At 71.0% G+C, this 14,391-nt stretch carries 18 protein-coding genes; all 18 read right to left on the reverse strand.

Annotated elements, in window-relative coordinates:
• Positions 1 to 8 precede the first annotated feature (8 nt).
• Positions 9 to 1,052, reverse strand: coding sequence for a 3-deoxy-7-phosphoheptulonate synthase (gene aroF, locus N2041_RS05010; protein ID WP_297676445.1), 1,044 nt, complete (start codon positions 1,050 to 1,052; stop codon positions 9 to 11).
• 28 nt (positions 1,053 to 1,080) lie between these two features.
• Positions 1,081 to 1,452: a chorismate mutase gene (gene aroH, locus N2041_RS05015; protein WP_297676447.1), complete on the reverse strand. Its 372-nt coding sequence runs from the start codon at positions 1,450 to 1,452 to the stop codon at positions 1,081 to 1,083.
• Between the two features lie 167 nt (positions 1,453 to 1,619).
• Positions 1,620 to 2,411 carry a tryptophan synthase subunit alpha gene (gene trpA / locus N2041_RS05020; RefSeq protein WP_297676449.1) on the reverse strand — a complete coding sequence of 264 codons (792 nt, stop codon included), beginning with the start codon at positions 2,409 to 2,411 and terminating at the stop codon, positions 1,620 to 1,622.
• 7 nt (positions 2,412 to 2,418) lie between these two features.
• Positions 2,419 to 3,246 carry a CPBP family intramembrane glutamic endopeptidase gene (locus tag N2041_RS05025; RefSeq protein ID WP_297676451.1) on the reverse strand — a complete coding sequence of 276 codons (828 nt, stop codon included), beginning with the start codon at positions 3,244 to 3,246 and terminating at the stop codon, positions 2,419 to 2,421.
• Entirely contained in the window at positions 3,243 to 3,986 is a 744-nt protein-coding gene (locus N2041_RS05030; protein ID WP_297676453.1) for a type II CAAX endopeptidase family protein, read from the reverse strand. Before N2041_RS05030 ends, N2041_RS05025 begins: the two co-directional genes overlap by 4 nt.
• A gap of 77 nt (positions 3,987 to 4,063) precedes the next feature.
• The gene (gene trpB / locus N2041_RS05035; RefSeq protein WP_297676455.1) at positions 4,064 to 5,260 is read right to left on the reverse strand and encodes a tryptophan synthase subunit beta; all 1,197 of its coding nucleotides are present in this window, start codon (positions 5,258 to 5,260) and stop codon (positions 4,064 to 4,066) included.
• Entirely contained in the window at positions 5,250 to 5,996 is a 747-nt protein-coding gene (locus tag N2041_RS05040; protein WP_297676456.1) for a phosphoribosylanthranilate isomerase, read from the reverse strand. The genes trpB and N2041_RS05040 overlap by 11 nt, the downstream gene beginning before the upstream one ends.
• The gene (trpC, locus tag N2041_RS05045) at positions 5,993 to 6,826 is read right to left on the reverse strand and encodes an indole-3-glycerol phosphate synthase TrpC (RefSeq protein WP_297676458.1); all 834 of its coding nucleotides are present in this window, start codon (positions 6,824 to 6,826) and stop codon (positions 5,993 to 5,995) included. Before trpC ends, N2041_RS05040 begins: the two co-directional genes overlap by 4 nt.
• The gene (gene trpD, locus N2041_RS05050) at positions 6,819 to 7,838 is read right to left on the reverse strand and encodes an anthranilate phosphoribosyltransferase (protein ID WP_297676460.1); all 1,020 of its coding nucleotides are present in this window, start codon (positions 7,836 to 7,838) and stop codon (positions 6,819 to 6,821) included. Before trpD ends, trpC begins: the two co-directional genes overlap by 8 nt.
• Before the next feature lie 43 nt (positions 7,839 to 7,881).
• Positions 7,882 to 8,469, reverse strand: coding sequence for an aminodeoxychorismate/anthranilate synthase component II (locus tag N2041_RS05055; protein WP_297676462.1), 588 nt, complete (start codon positions 8,467 to 8,469; stop codon positions 7,882 to 7,884).
• Complete coding sequence (locus N2041_RS05060; RefSeq protein WP_297676464.1) at positions 8,466 to 8,795, reverse strand: hypothetical protein; 330 nt, start codon at positions 8,793 to 8,795, stop codon at positions 8,466 to 8,468. Before N2041_RS05060 ends, N2041_RS05055 begins: the two co-directional genes overlap by 4 nt.
• Positions 8,792 to 9,442 (reverse strand): HAD-IA family hydrolase, encoded by a 651-nt coding sequence (locus N2041_RS05065; RefSeq protein ID WP_297676466.1) that lies wholly within the window; start codon positions 9,440 to 9,442, stop codon positions 8,792 to 8,794. The genes N2041_RS05060 and N2041_RS05065 overlap by 4 nt, the downstream gene beginning before the upstream one ends.
• On the reverse strand, positions 9,439 to 10,296 hold the full coding sequence (locus N2041_RS05070; RefSeq protein ID WP_297676468.1) for a carboxymuconolactone decarboxylase family protein: 858 nt from the start codon (positions 10,294 to 10,296) through the stop codon (positions 9,439 to 9,441). Before N2041_RS05070 ends, N2041_RS05065 begins: the two co-directional genes overlap by 4 nt.
• Positions 10,293 to 10,685, reverse strand: a complete 393-nt coding sequence (locus tag N2041_RS05075) for a hypothetical protein (RefSeq protein ID WP_297676470.1) — start codon at positions 10,683 to 10,685, stop codon at positions 10,293 to 10,295. The genes N2041_RS05070 and N2041_RS05075 overlap by 4 nt, the downstream gene beginning before the upstream one ends.
• Positions 10,686 to 10,702: 17 nt before the next feature.
• Positions 10,703 to 12,190 (reverse strand): anthranilate synthase component I, encoded by a 1,488-nt coding sequence (trpE, locus tag N2041_RS05080; protein ID WP_297676472.1) that lies wholly within the window; start codon positions 12,188 to 12,190, stop codon positions 10,703 to 10,705.
• Complete coding sequence (gene trpS, locus N2041_RS05085) at positions 12,190 to 13,215, reverse strand: tryptophan--tRNA ligase (RefSeq protein WP_297676474.1); 1,026 nt, start codon at positions 13,213 to 13,215, stop codon at positions 12,190 to 12,192. The genes trpE and trpS overlap by 1 nt, the downstream gene beginning before the upstream one ends.
• Positions 13,212 to 13,673 carry a four helix bundle protein gene (locus N2041_RS05090; protein ID WP_297676476.1) on the reverse strand — a complete coding sequence of 154 codons (462 nt, stop codon included), beginning with the start codon at positions 13,671 to 13,673 and terminating at the stop codon, positions 13,212 to 13,214. The genes trpS and N2041_RS05090 overlap by 4 nt, the downstream gene beginning before the upstream one ends.
• A 1-nt stretch (position 13,674) precedes the next feature.
• Positions 13,675 to 14,346 carry a CADD family putative folate metabolism protein gene (locus N2041_RS05095; RefSeq protein WP_297676478.1) on the reverse strand — a complete coding sequence of 224 codons (672 nt, stop codon included), beginning with the start codon at positions 14,344 to 14,346 and terminating at the stop codon, positions 13,675 to 13,677.
• Between the last annotated feature and the right edge of the window lie 45 nt (positions 14,347 to 14,391).

A 14,391-nucleotide genomic window follows, 5' to 3' on the forward strand; every position in this document is an offset into this window, starting at 1 on the left:
GTGCGCTATCACGCGCTGGCAGGCGCCCACACCCCCGGGAGCGTCCGCTCGACTGCAGCGGCGATAGCGCCGACCGAGCGCATCATCCCGGCGAAGCGGTCGTATGTCAACGACTGGGCGCCGTCGGAGAGGGCGTGGTCGGGGTTGTTGTGGACCTCGATCATGAGGCCGTCGGCGCCGGCGGCGATGGCGGCCATCGCGATCGGCGTGACGAGGGAGGCTTTGCCGGTGCCGTGGGAAGGGTCGGCGATGACGGGCAGGTGGCTGAGCTCGCGCGCGAGGGGGATGGCGTTGACGTCGAACGTGTTGCGGTAGGCGGTTTCGAAGGTGCGGATGCCGCGCTCGCAGAGGATCACGTTCGGGTTGCCCTGGGCCATGATGTACTCGGCAGCGAGGAGCCACTCTTCGATTTGGCCGGAGAGCCCGCGCTTGAGCATGACGGGCTTCTTCACGCGGCCGACTTCATCGAGGAGGATGAAGTTCTGCATGTTGCGGGCGCCGATCTGGATGATATCGGCGTATTCGCAGACGGCGTCGATATCGCGGACGCTCATGAGCTCGGTAATGACGGGGAGGCCGTGGGCCTTGCCGGCGGCGTGGAGGTAGCGGAGGCCTTCTTCGCCGAGGCCGCGGAAGGTGTAGGGGGAGGTGCGGGGCTTGAAGGCGCCGCCGCGGAGGATGTTGGCGCCGGCGGCTTTGACGGCGCGGGCGGAATCGAAGATGTGCTCTTCGTTTTCGATGGAGCAGGGGCCGGCCATGATGGCGAGCTCGGTGCCGCCGACTTTGACGCCGTAGCCGACGTCGATGATGGAATCGGCGGGATGGAAGTCGCGGGAGGCGAGCTTGTAGGGGCGGGTGACGCGGTGGACGGATTCGACGCGGGGGAGCGCGAGGAAGATGTCTTCGAGGCCGGGCTCATCGGAGCCGATGACGCCGATGATGGTGCGCTCCTGGCCGACGGAGAGGTGGGCCTGGCGGCCGGTTTCTTCGACGCGCTTGATGATGACGTCGAGGTCGTCCGGGGTGGCTTCCGGGGAAACGACGATGATCACGGGTTCTTTTGCTCCGTTTCGAGGTAGTTCAGGGGGTTGGGGACGCGAGGTCGGGCCGCAGGCGGGCGGCCTCGCGCAGGTAGATGTGGCGGATTTCACTCTGGGCTTTATCCGTGTTCCAGTGGAGGAGCACCCGGATGCAGAGGGGGAGCATGCCGGGGACGGACATTTCGTGGCTCTGCATGAGGGGGACCTGCGTCCACCCGAGCTGGCGGGCGGCGACGGCCGGGAATTCGGCGTAGACGTCGGGGGTGGTGGTCAGCCAGGCGGAGGCGATGTCCTCGGTGCGGATGCCGTTGGCCTCGACCATGTGGACGAGGAGCTCGCGGGTGCGCTCGAGGATTTCTTCCTTCTGGTTGCGGTCGACAGTGGTTGCGCCGCGGACGCCGCGGACGGGCATACGCGCAGGTCCTCCTGGGTGTTCCGTGGGTGTGATGGCAGTGCGCTCAGGATCGGCGGGCGCCAAAGGCCCCGGCCGGCGGACTGCCATATGCACGGCCCACAGGGGGACGCGGCCACGCCTGTTGAGGCGCAGCCGGCCGTCTGTGGGCCGCGATCACCTGTCCGCTATCGGCCGGAGACATCCTCCACGAACTCCCTGACGCTCTGCGCGCGGCGGTCTTCCGCCGCAGCGTCGATGGCGCTGATTATAGCAGAGCCGATGACTGCGGCATCGGCGATGGAGCGGACGGCTTCGGCCTGCTGGCGGCTGGTGATGCCGAAGCCGACGGCGAGGGGCAGGTTCGTCTGTGCGCGGACGCGCTGGATGAAGGCCGGGAGAGCATCGAGCGCGACGTTGCCTTTGCCGGTGGTGCCGGTCACGCTGACGCAGTAGAGGAAGGCATCGGCGCACGCGGCGATGCGGGGGATGCGCTCGTCGCGGGTGGTCGGGGCGACGAGGGGGACGAAGCTGAGGTCGTGCGCGCGGCAGGCGGCGAGGAAGCTGCCGGCCTCCTCGGGCGGGAGGTCGACGACGATCCAGCCGTCGGCGCCGGCAGCCGCGGCTTCAGCGCAGGCGCGGACTTCGCCGCGGGCGAGGATCGGGTTGTAGTAGCCCATGAGGATGACGGGCGCGGTGAGGCCCTGCGCGCGCGCCGCGCGGATGAAATCGAAGCAATCGGCGAGGGAAACGCCCTGTTCGAGGGCGACCTGGTTCGCGTGCTGGATGGTGGCGCCGTCGGCCATGGGGTCGGAGAAGGGGACGCCGAGTTCGATGACGTCGGCGCCGCCTTCCTGCATGGCGAGCAGGATGGGCACGGTCTCGTCGCGGCGGGGGTAGCCGGCGGTGACGTAGCCGATGAAGAGGGAGCGGCCGGCTTCGCGGGCGCGGGCGAAGGTGTCGCGGAGACGCTGGGACATGGGGCGGTCAGTACCTCGCGAGGAGCAGGATAAAGCTGAGGCCGTTGAAGAGCACATGGAAGGCGACGGCATCCCAGAGGCTGCCGGAGCGGGCGTAGAGCCAGGCGATGACGAGGCCGATGGCGAAGAAGGGGAGGAGCGTGGCGAGCTCGCGGTGGCTGAGGGCGAAGAGAGCCGAGCTGAAGGCGGCGGCGGGCCAAAAGCCCCAGCGGAGCGTGCCGGTGAAGGCGAGGCCGCGGTAAACGGCTTCTTCGCTGACCGGCGCGGCGACGACGGTCGCGAGCCCGTAGAGCGCGAGCGCGGCGGGGTCGCGGAGGACGGGTTCGAGCCCCTCGGGCGAAGGGGAGGGGATGAGCGGGCCGAGGCCGAGGGCGCGGACGGCGGCGGCGTAGAGGCCCGTCAGCGGATAGGCGATGGCGACGCAGAGAGCGGGGAGCCAGAGCCGGCCGGCGTCGAAGCGGTCGAGGCCGACAGCGCCGAGCACCTCGCGGAGCGGGCGGCGAGGCGCGAGGAGTGCGACGGCGACGAACAGGGCCGAGCTGACGAGGGCCATGACCCAGGCGACGCGGGCAGCGACCGGGTCGCCGAGGAGGCGCGGGGGCTCCGGGAGGGGGTTGCCCGCGGCCGCGCGGGCGAGGGCGAGGTCGGCCCAGCTGGCGACGCGGGCGGCCTTTTCGAAGGCGTCGCCGGCATCGCGGAAGCCGGCCTGGGCGCCGAACAGGTTCGCGACGGGCTGGATGAGGAAGAAGGGGATGACGTAGGCGAGGACGGCCAGCCAGAGCCCCGCGAGGACGTGGAGTTCGCTCCATGGCGCGGGGCGGAGGCGGCCGTTCATCCGAACGCGAGGATGGTAAAGCTGACGGCGTTGAAGGCGAAGTGGAAGAGGATGGGATACCAGAGGGTGCCGCTGCGCTGGTAGAGCCAGGCGAGGGCGACGCCGATGGCGAGGAAGGGGACGACGCTGCCCGGGTCGAAGTGGACGAGCGAGAAGAGGAAGCCGGAGAGGAGGGCGGCGGGCCAGAAGCCCCAGCGGCTGAAGCCGCCGAAGACGAGGCCGCGGAAGAAGAGCTCTTCGGTGACGGGGGCGCCGACGAGGGTGACGGCGGCGGCGATGCTGAGGGTGAGGTCATCGCGGGTGATTTCGATGGGGACGGTGCTGCGCGGTTCGAGCCAGGTGAGGCCGAGGGCATCGACGAGCTGCACCCAGGCGAAGGTGCCGACGTAGGCGGCGAAGACGGCCGCGAGCGGGAGCCAGGCCCCGGCCAGCGGGAAGCGGCGGAGACCGAGAGCACGGATGAGTTCGCGGCCGGTGAGGCCGGTGATGATGCCGGTGTAGGCGATGATGGCAGCCTGCGAGACGGCGGTGACGATGAAGAGGATCTGGAGGCTGGCCTGGTCGGCGAGGAGGTCGGGCGGCTCCGGGAGGGGCGCGCCGGCCTGCGCGGCGGCGAGCCGGTCGGCCGCGTACTGCGCGATGCGGGCGGCCTTTTCGAACGTGTCGCCGACGTCGCGGGCGCGGAAGTCGTGGCCGGTGGCGAGGGCGACGAGCGCGACCGCGACGTTGGTGAGGACCATGAGGCCGACGAAGGCGGCGATGCCGGCAGCGGCCTGGCGCGGCCCCCAGGGGACGAGCGGGCGGGGCGCCGGAGCGCTCAGAGCGTCACCCCGAGGGCGGCGGCGACGGTGTGCATGTCCTTGTCGCCGCGGCCGGAGAGGCCGACGAGGATGTCCTTGCCGGGGCCGAGTTCGCGGGCGAGCTGGATGGCGTAGTAGATGGCGTGGCTCGGTTCGAGGGCGGGGATGATGCCCTCCGCCCGGGTGAGGGCCTGGAAGCCTTCGAGCGCCTGGCGGTCGTCGACGGCAACGTACTCGGCGCGCTCGCTGGTCTTGAGCCAGGAGTGTTCGGGGCCGACGCCGGGGTAGTCGAGGCCGGCGGAGATGCTGTGCGTTTCGAGGATTTGGCCGTTCGGGTCCTGGAGCAGGTAGGTGCGTGTGCCGTGGAGGACGCCGGGGCGGCCGGCGACGAGGGTGGCGGAGTGTTTGCCGGTGCCGACGCCGTCGCCGCCGGCTTCGACGCCGACGAGGCGCACGGGGTCATCGAGGAAGGGGTGGAAGAGGCCGATGGCGTTCGAGCCACCGCCCACGCAGGCGACGGCGGCATCGGGGAGGCGACCGGCCTGCTCGAGCATCTGCGCGCGGGCCTCGCGGCCGATGACGGACTGGAAATCGCGGACGATGGTGGGGAAGGGGTGGGGGCCGATGGCGGAGCCGATGATGTAGTGGGTCGTGCGGACGTTGGTGACCCAGTCGCGCATCGCTTCGTTGATGGCGTCTTTGAGCGTCTTCGAGCCGGAATCGACGGAGATGAGGGTGGCGCCGAGCATCTTCATGCGGAAGGCGTTGAGCGACTGCCGGCGGACATCCTCGGAGCCCATGTAGACGACGCATTCGAGGCCGAGCATGGCGCAGACGGTGGCGGTGGCGACGCCGTGCTGGCCGGCGCCGGTCTCGGCGATGATGCGGGTCTTGCCGAGGCGGCGTGCGAGGAGGGCCTGGCCGAGGGCGTTGTTGATCTTGTGGGCGCCGGTGTGGGCGAGGTCTTCGCGCTTGAGCCAGATGCGGGCGCCGCCGACTTCGCGGCTGAGGCGCTCGGCGAAGTAGAGCGGCGTCGGGCGGCCGACGTAGTGGCGGAGGAGGTGGTCGAGCTCCTGCTGGAAGGCGGGGTCGCTGCGGGCTTCGAGGTAGGCGGCCTCGAGGTCTTCGTGGGCGGCGACGAGGGTCTCGGGAATGTAGCGGCCGCCGAACTCGCCGAAGCGCGGGGAGAGCGGGGAGGCAGTCTCAACGGTCACGGCTGGCACCTTTCGCGGCGCGGATGAACGCGCGGATTTTTTCGGGGTCTTTGGCGGCATCGGTTTCGACACCGGAGGAGACATCGACGGCCCAGGGCCGGACGGTGCGGACGGCATCGCCGACGTTTTCGGGCGTGAGGCCGCCGGCGAGGACGACGGGGAAGCGGGCGGCGACGTCTTCGGCGAGCGTCCAGTCGAAGGCGGTGCCGGTGCCGCCGAGGGCGCCGGGGACGGCCGTATCGAGGAGCGTCGCGGCGGCGAGGCCGGGGATGATGCGCTCGGTGATATCGGCGGTGTCGTCGCCTTCGCGGACGTGGATGGTGCGGAGGACGGGGCGCTGGACGGCGCGGACGAAGGCGTCGTCTTCGCCGCCGGAGAGCTGGACGAGGTCGAGGCGGGCGGCCTCGGCGATATCGTTGACCTCGGCGGGGGTCATGCGGGCGAAGACGCCGACGAGGAGGGGCCGGGCGCGGGCAAGGGCGAGCTCGATGGCGTCGGCCCAGGCAGGGAACCAGGAGCGGGCGGAGACTTCGCCGCGGGCGGGCCCGCCGAGGTCGGCGGGCGGCGGCGCGAGGCGGCGGCGCTCGGCGAGGGCTTCGACGATATCGTGGCAGGCCTGCGGGGTGACCTGGCGGCGCGATTCGGCGAAGACGAGGCCGATGAAGTCGGCGCCGGCCTCGGCGGCGGCGAGGGCCGTCGCGGCATCGCGGATGCCGCAGATTTTGACGAGCGTCACGGCGCGCTCCCGGGTGCGGCGACGGGGATGCCGCGGAGTTCGCGGACCTTCGCGGCGGGGTCGGGCGCGAGCATGAGCGACTCGCCGACGAGGACGGCGGCGGCGCCGACGGCCATGAAGCGCTCGACATCGGCGCGGCTGCTGATGCCGCTGAGGGCAGCGAGGAGGGCGCCGGGGGGCGCGAGGCTGGCGAGGCGGTCGGTGGTCGCGAGGTCGACCCGGAAGCTGCGGAGGTCGCGGTTGTTGATGCCGATGAGCGGGGCGCCGAGGCTGGCGGCGCGGGCCATTTCGTCGGCGTCGTTCACTTCGACGAGGGCCTGCATGCCGAGGGCGCGGGCGCCATCGTAGAGGCGGCGGAGCACCGCGTCATCCAGCGCGGCGACGATGAGGAGGACGGCGTCAGCGCCGTGGACGCGGGCTTCGAGGAGCTGGTACTCGTCGATGATGAAGTCTTTGCGGAGGATGGCGGGCCGGGCCGGGCCGAGCTCGTCGACGGCGGCGCGGGCGGCGGCCATGTCGGCGAGGGTGCCTTTGAACCAGGTCGGCTCGGTGAGGATGGAGATGGCGCTCGCGCCCCCGCGGGCGTAGCGGAGGGCCTGTTCGGCAGCATCGAGGCCGGGGGCGATGTCGCCTTTGCTCGGGGAGGCGCGCTTGACCTCGGCGATGACGGCGAGGGGTGCGTCGCGGCGGAGGCGGTCGACGAAGTCGATGACGGGCGGCGCATCGGCAAGCTTCGCTTCGAGCGCCGCGGCCGGGACGGCGGCCTTCGCGGCGGCGACGTCCTCCCCGCGGCGGGCGACGATGGTATCGAGGATGGTCGGGCTACCCACCGGCGGCCTCGCGGGAGAGGGCGACGTAGGCATCGAGGACTTCGCGGGCGCGGCCGGTCGCGATGGCGTCGCGGGCGAGGGCGGCGCCTTCGCGGAAATCGGCGGCGCGGCCGGCGACGACGAGCGCGGCAGCGGCGTTGATGACGGTGAAGTCGGTCTTCGGGCCTTCGGCGCCGTCGAGGATGGCGAGGATGTCGCCGGCGTTCGCGGCGGCATCGCCGCCGGCGACGGCTGCGAGCGGGGAGGGGGCGACGCCGAAGTCGGCCGGCGTGAGGACACGCTCGGCGACGGCGCCATCGCCGACGACCCAGGCGAGGGTCGGCGCGGCGGGGCTGATCTCGTCGAGGCCGTCTTCGGAGTGGACGACGAGGGCGCGCTCGATGCCGCGGAGGGCGAGGGCCTCAGCGACGAGCGGGCCGAGGGCGCGCGCGCCGACGCCGACGAGCTGGCGGGAGGGCATGGCGGGGTTCGAGAGCGGGCCGAGGATGTTGAAGGCGGTGCGGATGCCGATTTCGCGGCGGGCGCCGCCGACATGGCGCATGGCGGGGTGCATGCGCTGGGCGAAGAGGAAGCAGAAGCCGCAGGCGTCGATGATGCGGGCGATGGCGGCGCCGTCGACGTCGATGCGGGCGCCGAGCGCTTCGAGGACGTCGGCGCTGCCGCATTTGGAGCTGGCGGCGCGGTTGCCGTGCTTGGCGACGCGGACGCCGCAGGCAGCGACGACGAAGCCGGCGGCGGTGGAGACGTTGATCGTGTCGATGCCATCCCCCCCGGTGCCGCAGATGTCGATGGTATCCGGGGCGCGGACGGGCTCGGCGTGGCGGAGCATGACGCCGAGGCAGGCGGCGATGGCGGCCGGGGTTTCGCCGCGGATGCGCCAGGCGGCCAGGAAGGCGCCGACCTGGGCCGGGGTCGCAGCGCCGGTCATCAGTTCTTCGAGCGCGGCGGCGGCGAGCGGCGGCGGGAGGTCACCGGCATCGACAAGGGTTTTGATTGCTTCCTGGACGGCCATCAGGGGTCGCTCCGGAGGGGGGTGTGGGGACCAGTGTGGCGAATCAGGCGGGCCATTCGCCACCCTCCATGCGGAGGAAGTTCGCGAGGAGCTCCTTGCCGTGCTCGGTGGCGATGGATTCGGGGTGGAACTGGACGCCTTCGACCGTGTAGCGGCGGTGGCGAACGCCCATGATGATGCCGGATTCGGAGCGGGCCGTGACTTCGAGGTCGGGCGGAAGGGTATCGGGCGTGCCGCAGAGGGAGTGGTAGCGGACGGCCTCGAAGGGGGAGGGGATGCCGGCGAAGACGCCGCGGCCGTCGTGGGTGATGTTCGAGGTCTTGCCGTGCTTGATTTCGCCGGCGCCGGCGACGGTGCCGCCGTAGACGTCGTAGATGCACTGGTGGCCGAGGCAGACGCCGAGGACGGGGACCTTGCCGGCGAAGGCGCGGATGACATCGCGGGAGATGCCGGCATCGTCGGGGTCGCCGGGGCCGGGGGAGATGACGACGTGGTCGGGCTGGAGCGCGAGGCACTCCTCGAGGGTGACCTGGTCGTTCCGGTAGACGCGGACGTCGGCGCCGAGTTCGCAGAGATACTGGTAGAGGTTGTAGGTGAAGGAGTCGTAGTTATCGATGAGCAGGGTGGTCACTGGTCGAGCGCTTCCTCCCGGGAGAGATCTTCGGCGATGAGGGCGAGGACGGCTGCGAGCTCTTCGGGCGTGTAGCCGAAGCCGCGGCGGTCGAGGCGGAACTTGGCGGCGAGGTAGGCAGGGTCGAGCGAGGCCGGCGAGCGGAGGTCGAGCGGGTAGGCGGTGCCGGGCTCGCCGATGAGGGCGACGAGGAAATAGCCGTCGCCGGCGGAGCGGGTGAAGGAGGCGGACTCGGCGAGGAGCGGGACGAGCGCGAGTTCGACGCCGCCGGAGCGGTAGAAGCGGACGGCGACGTGGGCGATGTGTTTCTGGAGGAGCGGGCTCACCGGCCGAACCCCTGTTCGACGATGAGTTCGAGGACAGCGCCCGGGGAGTGGGCGGTGAAATCGGGGACGGCCTCGAGGGCGGCCTCGGCGTCGATGGTGCCCCAGAGGGCGGCGATGGAGCGGACGCCAGCGTTGCGCGCGGCCCAGATATCGGCGGGGCTATCGCCGACGAAGGCGACGCGGGCGGGGTGGTCGGCGAGGAGGCGGTCGAGGGCGGCGTAGACGGGCTCGGGGTCGGGTTTGTGGCGCTCGGTATCGTCGAAGCCGATGACGGCCTGGAAGTACCGGAGCAGGCCGGCGGCTTCGAGCTCCTCGGTAGCGCCGTAGCTCACCTTCGAGGTGACGACGGCCATCGGGATACCGGCAGCGTGGAGCGAGCGGAGGACCGGCTCGATGCCTTCGAAGGGGCGGATGGCGCGGTCGCGGCCGTAGTAGTGGTCGCGGTAGACGCGGGCGAAGCGCTGGTAGTCGTCGCCGACGAGGCGGCGGGCGAGGTCTTCGAGGGTGCCGCCGCGGTTGGAGCGCCAGAGTTCGACGGGGTCGACGGGCTCGCCGAGGACGGCCTGGTGGGCGTAGGCGAGCGACTCCATCCGGGCGGGGAGGGTGTTCAGGAGGGTGTCATCGAGGTCCCAGAGGATGGCGCTCACGGGGCAGGCTCCTGCCGGGATGGACGCGGAATGCCGCGGCTGGCGAAGACCTCCTCCATGACGGCCCAGGCTTCGAGGGCCGCCGGGAAGCCGGCGTAGATGGCGACCATGCGGAGGACTTCGACGACCTGGGCCGGGCTGGCGCCGTGGTTGAGGGCGCCGTTGAGGTGGGAGCGGAGGGGACCGCCGGTGCGGCCCTGCGCCGCGAGCATGGCGACGACGAGGAGGCTGCGGGTGCGGCGGTCGAGCTGGGGGCCTGTCCAGAAGCGGGCCAGGGCGAACTCGATGATGTCGTCGGCGAGCTCGGGGGAGGAGCGGCGGAGGGCGGCCTCGGCGGCCGGGTCGCCGCCGGTGAGGGTGCGGAGGACATCGAGGCCGGCCTCGCGGGCGGAAGCGGGCGGCGCGGGCCGGGCGGCGGCTTCGAGCTCGGCGCCGAGGGCGGCGAGGATTTCGGCCGAGCGGTCCGGCGGCTGGTCGAGGCCGAAGGCTTCGCGGATGGCGCGGCGGACGCCGGGGTGGAGGTCGATGGCGTCGAGTTCATCGAGGGTGAACCAGCCGCTGCCGACGCCCGGGGGCGGGGCCGGTTCGCCCTGCCATTCGGATGGTGCATAGAGGTTGTAGACGACCTGGCCGTCGTCGGCGGGGAAGTAGTGGGTCTGGAGGAAGTCGTCCTCGACGGCGGGGGCTTCGATGCCGAGCCGCTGGAGGATGCGGTCCATCTCCTCGTCGACGTCGTGGACGTCCGGCGGAAGGGGGCCGGAGGGCAGCTCCCAGGGCGCGGAGGGCGACGGGCGGACGAGGTAGATGCGCCCGCCGCGTTCGAGGATGGCGGCCATGGTGATGTGCTGCTTCATGTGGTCTTGATCGCGATCGTATCGAGGATGGAGATGAGGAGGATGCGGAGGGAGGGGCATAGGTCCGCGGCGAGGACGTCGTCGCGGGTGAGCCAGCGGCCGGCGCCGGGGGCCGGGTCGGGCTGCCACTGCCAGACGGTGTAGAAGCCTGAGAACCAGGCGCGGGCTTCGGCGGGGTCCTGGTAGTCGAAGGCGCCCTGGGCCCAGATTGCGGAGGCCTCGATGCCGAGCTGGTCCCAGAGATGCGCGCGGAGTTCGACTTTCCGGTCTTCGGCGAGGGGGCGGAAGACGCCGCCGGGCAGGCCGAGCGCGCCGCCGACGCTGCGGAGGAAGACTTCGCCGGGCCGGACGAGGATGCCGTAGACGCGGTCGGGGCGGCGGTCGGTCACTGGGTGCCCCCGGGAGGTCAGCCGTAGCCGATGCTGCCGGTCTTGAGTTCGGCGGCGGCGACTTCGGCCTGGTCGATGGCGCGCATGAGGGCGCGCATCTTGTTGACGGTTTCCATGTACTCGGTTTCGGGGACGGAGTCGTAGACGATGCCGCCGCCGGCCTGGAGGTAGGCGACGCCGTCTTTGACGACCATGGTGCGGATGGCGATGCAGGTATCGAGGCTGCCGGCGAAGGAGGCGTAGCCGACAGCGCCGCCGTAGATGCCGCGGCGGGAGGGTTCGAGCTCGGCGATGATCTCCATGGCGCGGACTTTCGGGGCGCCGGAGAGGGTGCCGGCGGGGAAGACGGAGCGGAAGGCATCGAAGGGCGTTTTGTCGTCGGCGAGCCGGCCGGAGACGTTGGAGACGATGTGCATGACGTGGGAGTACTTCTCGATGTGCATCAGGCTGTCGACGCGGACGGTGCCGGGGCGGGCGACACGGCCGATGTCGTTGCGGCCGAGGTCGACGAGCATGATGTGCTCGGCGCGCTCCTTTTCGTCGGCGAGGAGTTCGGCGGCGAGGCGTTCGTCTTCTTCGGGCGTGGCGCCGCGGGGGCGGGTGCCGGCGATGGGGTGGGTGGTGACGACGCCGTCCTCGACCCGGACGAGGAGTTCGGGGGAAGCGCCGACGACCTGGAAGTCGCCCAGGTCGAGGTAGAACATGTAGGGCGACGGGTTGATGGTGCGGAGCTGCCGGTAGATGTTGAAGGGGTGGACGGCCGTGGGCCGGCGAAGGCGCTGTGAGGGGACGACCTGGATGCAGTCGCCCGCGATGATGTACTCCCGGATCTTTTCGACCATGAGCTCGTAGCCTTCGCGGCCGACGTTGGATTCGGCTTGGCCGTTGGTCCGGAGGACGGCGGCGATGTCCTGGTGCGGGAGGCGGACGGTGGGGCTGTTCAGCCGCTCGACGATGGCGTCGATCTGGAAGGCGGCCTGGCGGTAGGCGGCATCGATGTCGCCGTCGAGGCGGCAGTGGGCGATGACTTTGATGGTGTGGCGGAGGTGGTCGAAGACGACCATGGCATCGGTGAAGAGCCACATCGCTTCGGGGATGCCGAGTTCATCGGCCTCGGGCGGATGGACGCGGGGCTCGAAGTGACGGACGGCATCGTAGGCGACGTAGCCGATGGCGCCGCCGGTGAAGGCGGGGATGCCGGGCGTCATGATTTGGCGGAAGCGGGCGAGCTCCTGCTCGACGGGGACGAGGGGGTCGCCTTCCCATTCGCGGCCGGGCCCGGTGCGGAGGACGCGGTAGGGCTGGGTGCCGATGAACGAGTAGCGCGCGAGCCGCTCGCCGCCTTCGACGGATTCGAGGAGGAAGCTGTAGGGGCCCGTGGCGACCTTGAGGTAGGCGGAGACCGGGGTTTCGAGGTCGGCGGTGACCTCGCGGTAGACGGCGACGAGGTTGCCCTGGCCGGATGCTGCGAGCTGGCGGACCTCTTCGAGGGTTGGGCGAAGCATCAGTATTTCTCGAGGTAGTTGAGGTCGAGGGCGTCGTGGACCATGTCCATGGTTTCGCGGGCGATGCGGCGCATGCGCTCGGAGCCTGAGGCGAGGGCATCGCGGACGAGGCGCATGCGGGCTTCGTAGTAGGCGCGGCGTTCGCGGAAGGGGTCGAGGAGGTCGTTGAGAACCTTCGTGAGGCGGTCTTTGAGGACTTTGTTGGGGACGCCGCGGGTTTCGTACTCGTGTTCGAGCTGGCGGAGGCCTTCGGTATCGGGGTCGAAGGCGCGGAGGTAGAGGAAAATCGGGTTTTCGTCGCAGCGGCCGGGTTCGTTGGCGCCGCGGGGCGGGCCGCCATACATGCCGCGGACCTTGCGGGCGACGGTTTCGGCGTCGTCCTTGAGGTCGATGGTGTTGCCGCGCGACTTGCTCATCTTGGCGTTGCCGTCGATGCCGACGAGGCGGGGGACGCGGCCGACGAGGGCCTCGGGCTCGGGGAAGACCTCTTTGAAGCGGCGGTTGAAGCGGCGGGCCGTCTCGCGGGTGAGTTCAATGTGGGGGAGCTGGTCCTCGCCGACGGGGACGAGGTGGGCCCGGGGCATGAGGATGTTGGCCACCTGCATCACCGGGTAGGTGTAGAAGGCGACCGGGACGGATTTGCGCTCGGTGGAGCCGTCCTCGGGGTTCTCCATCGCGGCCATCTCGGACTTGAGGGTGGGGTTCCGCTCGAGCATGGAGACGGGGAGGAACCAGCCGAGGAGGGTGGTGAGTTCGGCGTGCTCGGGGACGAGCGATTCGATGACGAAGGCGGAACCCTCCGGGTCGAGGCCGACGGCGAGCCAGTCGAGGGCGACTTCCCAGACAGCCTCGCGGACGCGGGGGATGTCGTCGGCGTAGTCGGAGACCTGGTAATCCGCGATGAGGAAGTAGCACTCGTAGTCGTGCTGGAGGCGGACCCAGTTTTCGAGGGCGCCGGCGTAGTGGCCGAGGTGGAGGGCGCCGGTGGGGCGGATGCCGGTGAGGATGCGCTTCCGTTCGCTCACCGGGGGCCTCCCTGGAGGCGGCCGGGGCCGCGGCCGGGAGCGGGCGGCGGGCCGGCGGGGCGGGACGGTGCGGGGCGGCCGGGGGCTGCGCCGGGGCCGGCCGCGCGCTCCGCGGCGCGGAGGTACGCGTTGATCTGCTTGCCGGCCTGGTCGATGAGGTCGAGCTCGGCGGCGAAGACGGATTCGGGCTCGTTGACGAGCGCGGCGAGGACGTGGAGCCACGAGCGGCAGGCGGCCAGGGACCCGCGGGCCTCGCGGAGGATGGCGGCCTGGGCCTGGCCTTCGCGGGCGCCGGCCTCGGCGATGCGGGCGGCGGCTTCGCCGGCGGCCTGGAAGGCGCGGTCCTGCGCTTCCTGCGAGGCGCGGAGGTTGGACGGCACTTTGAGGCGCCCGATGGACGCGGCGAGCCGGATGGCCGTGTTCCAGGCCTCGATCTCGGTGTGGTCGGTGCCGGGCATGTCAGGCAGCGGCCGCGTAGCAGCCGTCGAGGAACGCGAGGAGGCGGTCGCAGGCGGTGTCGACGGCGCGGATGACGGCGTCTTCATCGGTGCAGGCCTCGGCGATGGCCTCCATCTCGGCGCCGGAGTGAGCGATATCGGCGACGAGGTGGACGGAGAAGAATTCGAACTGCTTCGGCTCGAAGCCGTAGAACTCGGTGAGGCCTTTGATCTTCTGCCAGGCGATGGCGGGCACCTGCCCTTCGTAGGCGAAGAGGGTGCCGAGGGCTTCGGCGACGGGGGCTTCGTTCGCCATGCGGCGGAAGTGGTCGACGAGGGCGCGGGTCTCGGGGCGGAGTTCCGCGTTGACGACCTCGCCGGGCTCGACGCCGACGGCGCGGGCGAATTCGAGCCAGAGCGCGGGGTGGTTGCGCTCGCCGTGCTCTTCGTCCCAGAGGTTATCGAGGATGAGCTGGCGGATGTTCGCGCTCTCGGTGCGGGTGTGGATGGCGGAGAGGAAGCGGGGGAAGGCGGCTTCGAAGTGGTAGTACTGGCGGGCGTACTCCTGCATCTTGTGCATGGGGAGGGTGCCCTGCGTCCACTCGACGTAGAAGGGGTGCTTGAGCATGGATTTCGCCTCGAGGACGGCCTTGAGGCGGGCTTCGAACTGGGTGGAGACGGTGAGCATCGACATCGGGGGTACTCCGCGCTGTGGTGATTTCAGGATAGCCGGGGTGCG

Origin of the sequence: Tepidiforma sp., from assembly GCF_026419595.1 — a bacterium.
Classification (GTDB): domain Bacteria; phylum Chloroflexota; class Dehalococcoidia; order Tepidiformales; family Tepidiformaceae; genus Tepidiforma.

Coding starts and splice junctions, on each gene's coding strand:
- trpA (WP_297676449.1), bottom strand. CDS start 2,411: ATGTCCCAGCGTCTCCGCGACACCTTCGCCCGCGCCCGCGAAGCCGGC.
- N2041_RS05095 (WP_297676478.1), bottom strand. CDS start 14,346: ATGTCGATGCTCACCGTCTCCACCCAGTTCGAAGCCCGCCTCAAGGCC.
- N2041_RS05025 (WP_297676451.1), bottom strand. CDS start 3,246: ATGAACGGCCGCCTCCGCCCCGCGCCATGGAGCGAACTCCACGTCCTC.
- N2041_RS05090 (WP_297676476.1), bottom strand. CDS start 13,673: ATGCCCGGCACCGACCACACCGAGATCGAGGCCTGGAACACGGCCATC.
- N2041_RS05070 (WP_297676468.1), bottom strand. CDS start 10,296: ATGAAGCAGCACATCACCATGGCCGCCATCCTCGAACGCGGCGGGCGC.
- N2041_RS05030 (WP_297676453.1), bottom strand. CDS start 3,986: ATGGTCCTCACCAACGTCGCGGTCGCGCTCGTCGCCCTCGCCACCGGC.
- aroH (WP_297676447.1), bottom strand. CDS start 1,452: ATGCCCGTCCGCGGCGTCCGCGGCGCAACCACTGTCGACCGCAACCAG.
- trpE (WP_297676472.1), bottom strand. CDS start 12,190: ATGCTTCGCCCAACCCTCGAAGAGGTCCGCCAGCTCGCAGCATCCGGC.
- trpD (WP_297676460.1), bottom strand. CDS start 7,838: ATGGCCGTCCAGGAAGCAATCAAAACCCTTGTCGATGCCGGTGACCTC.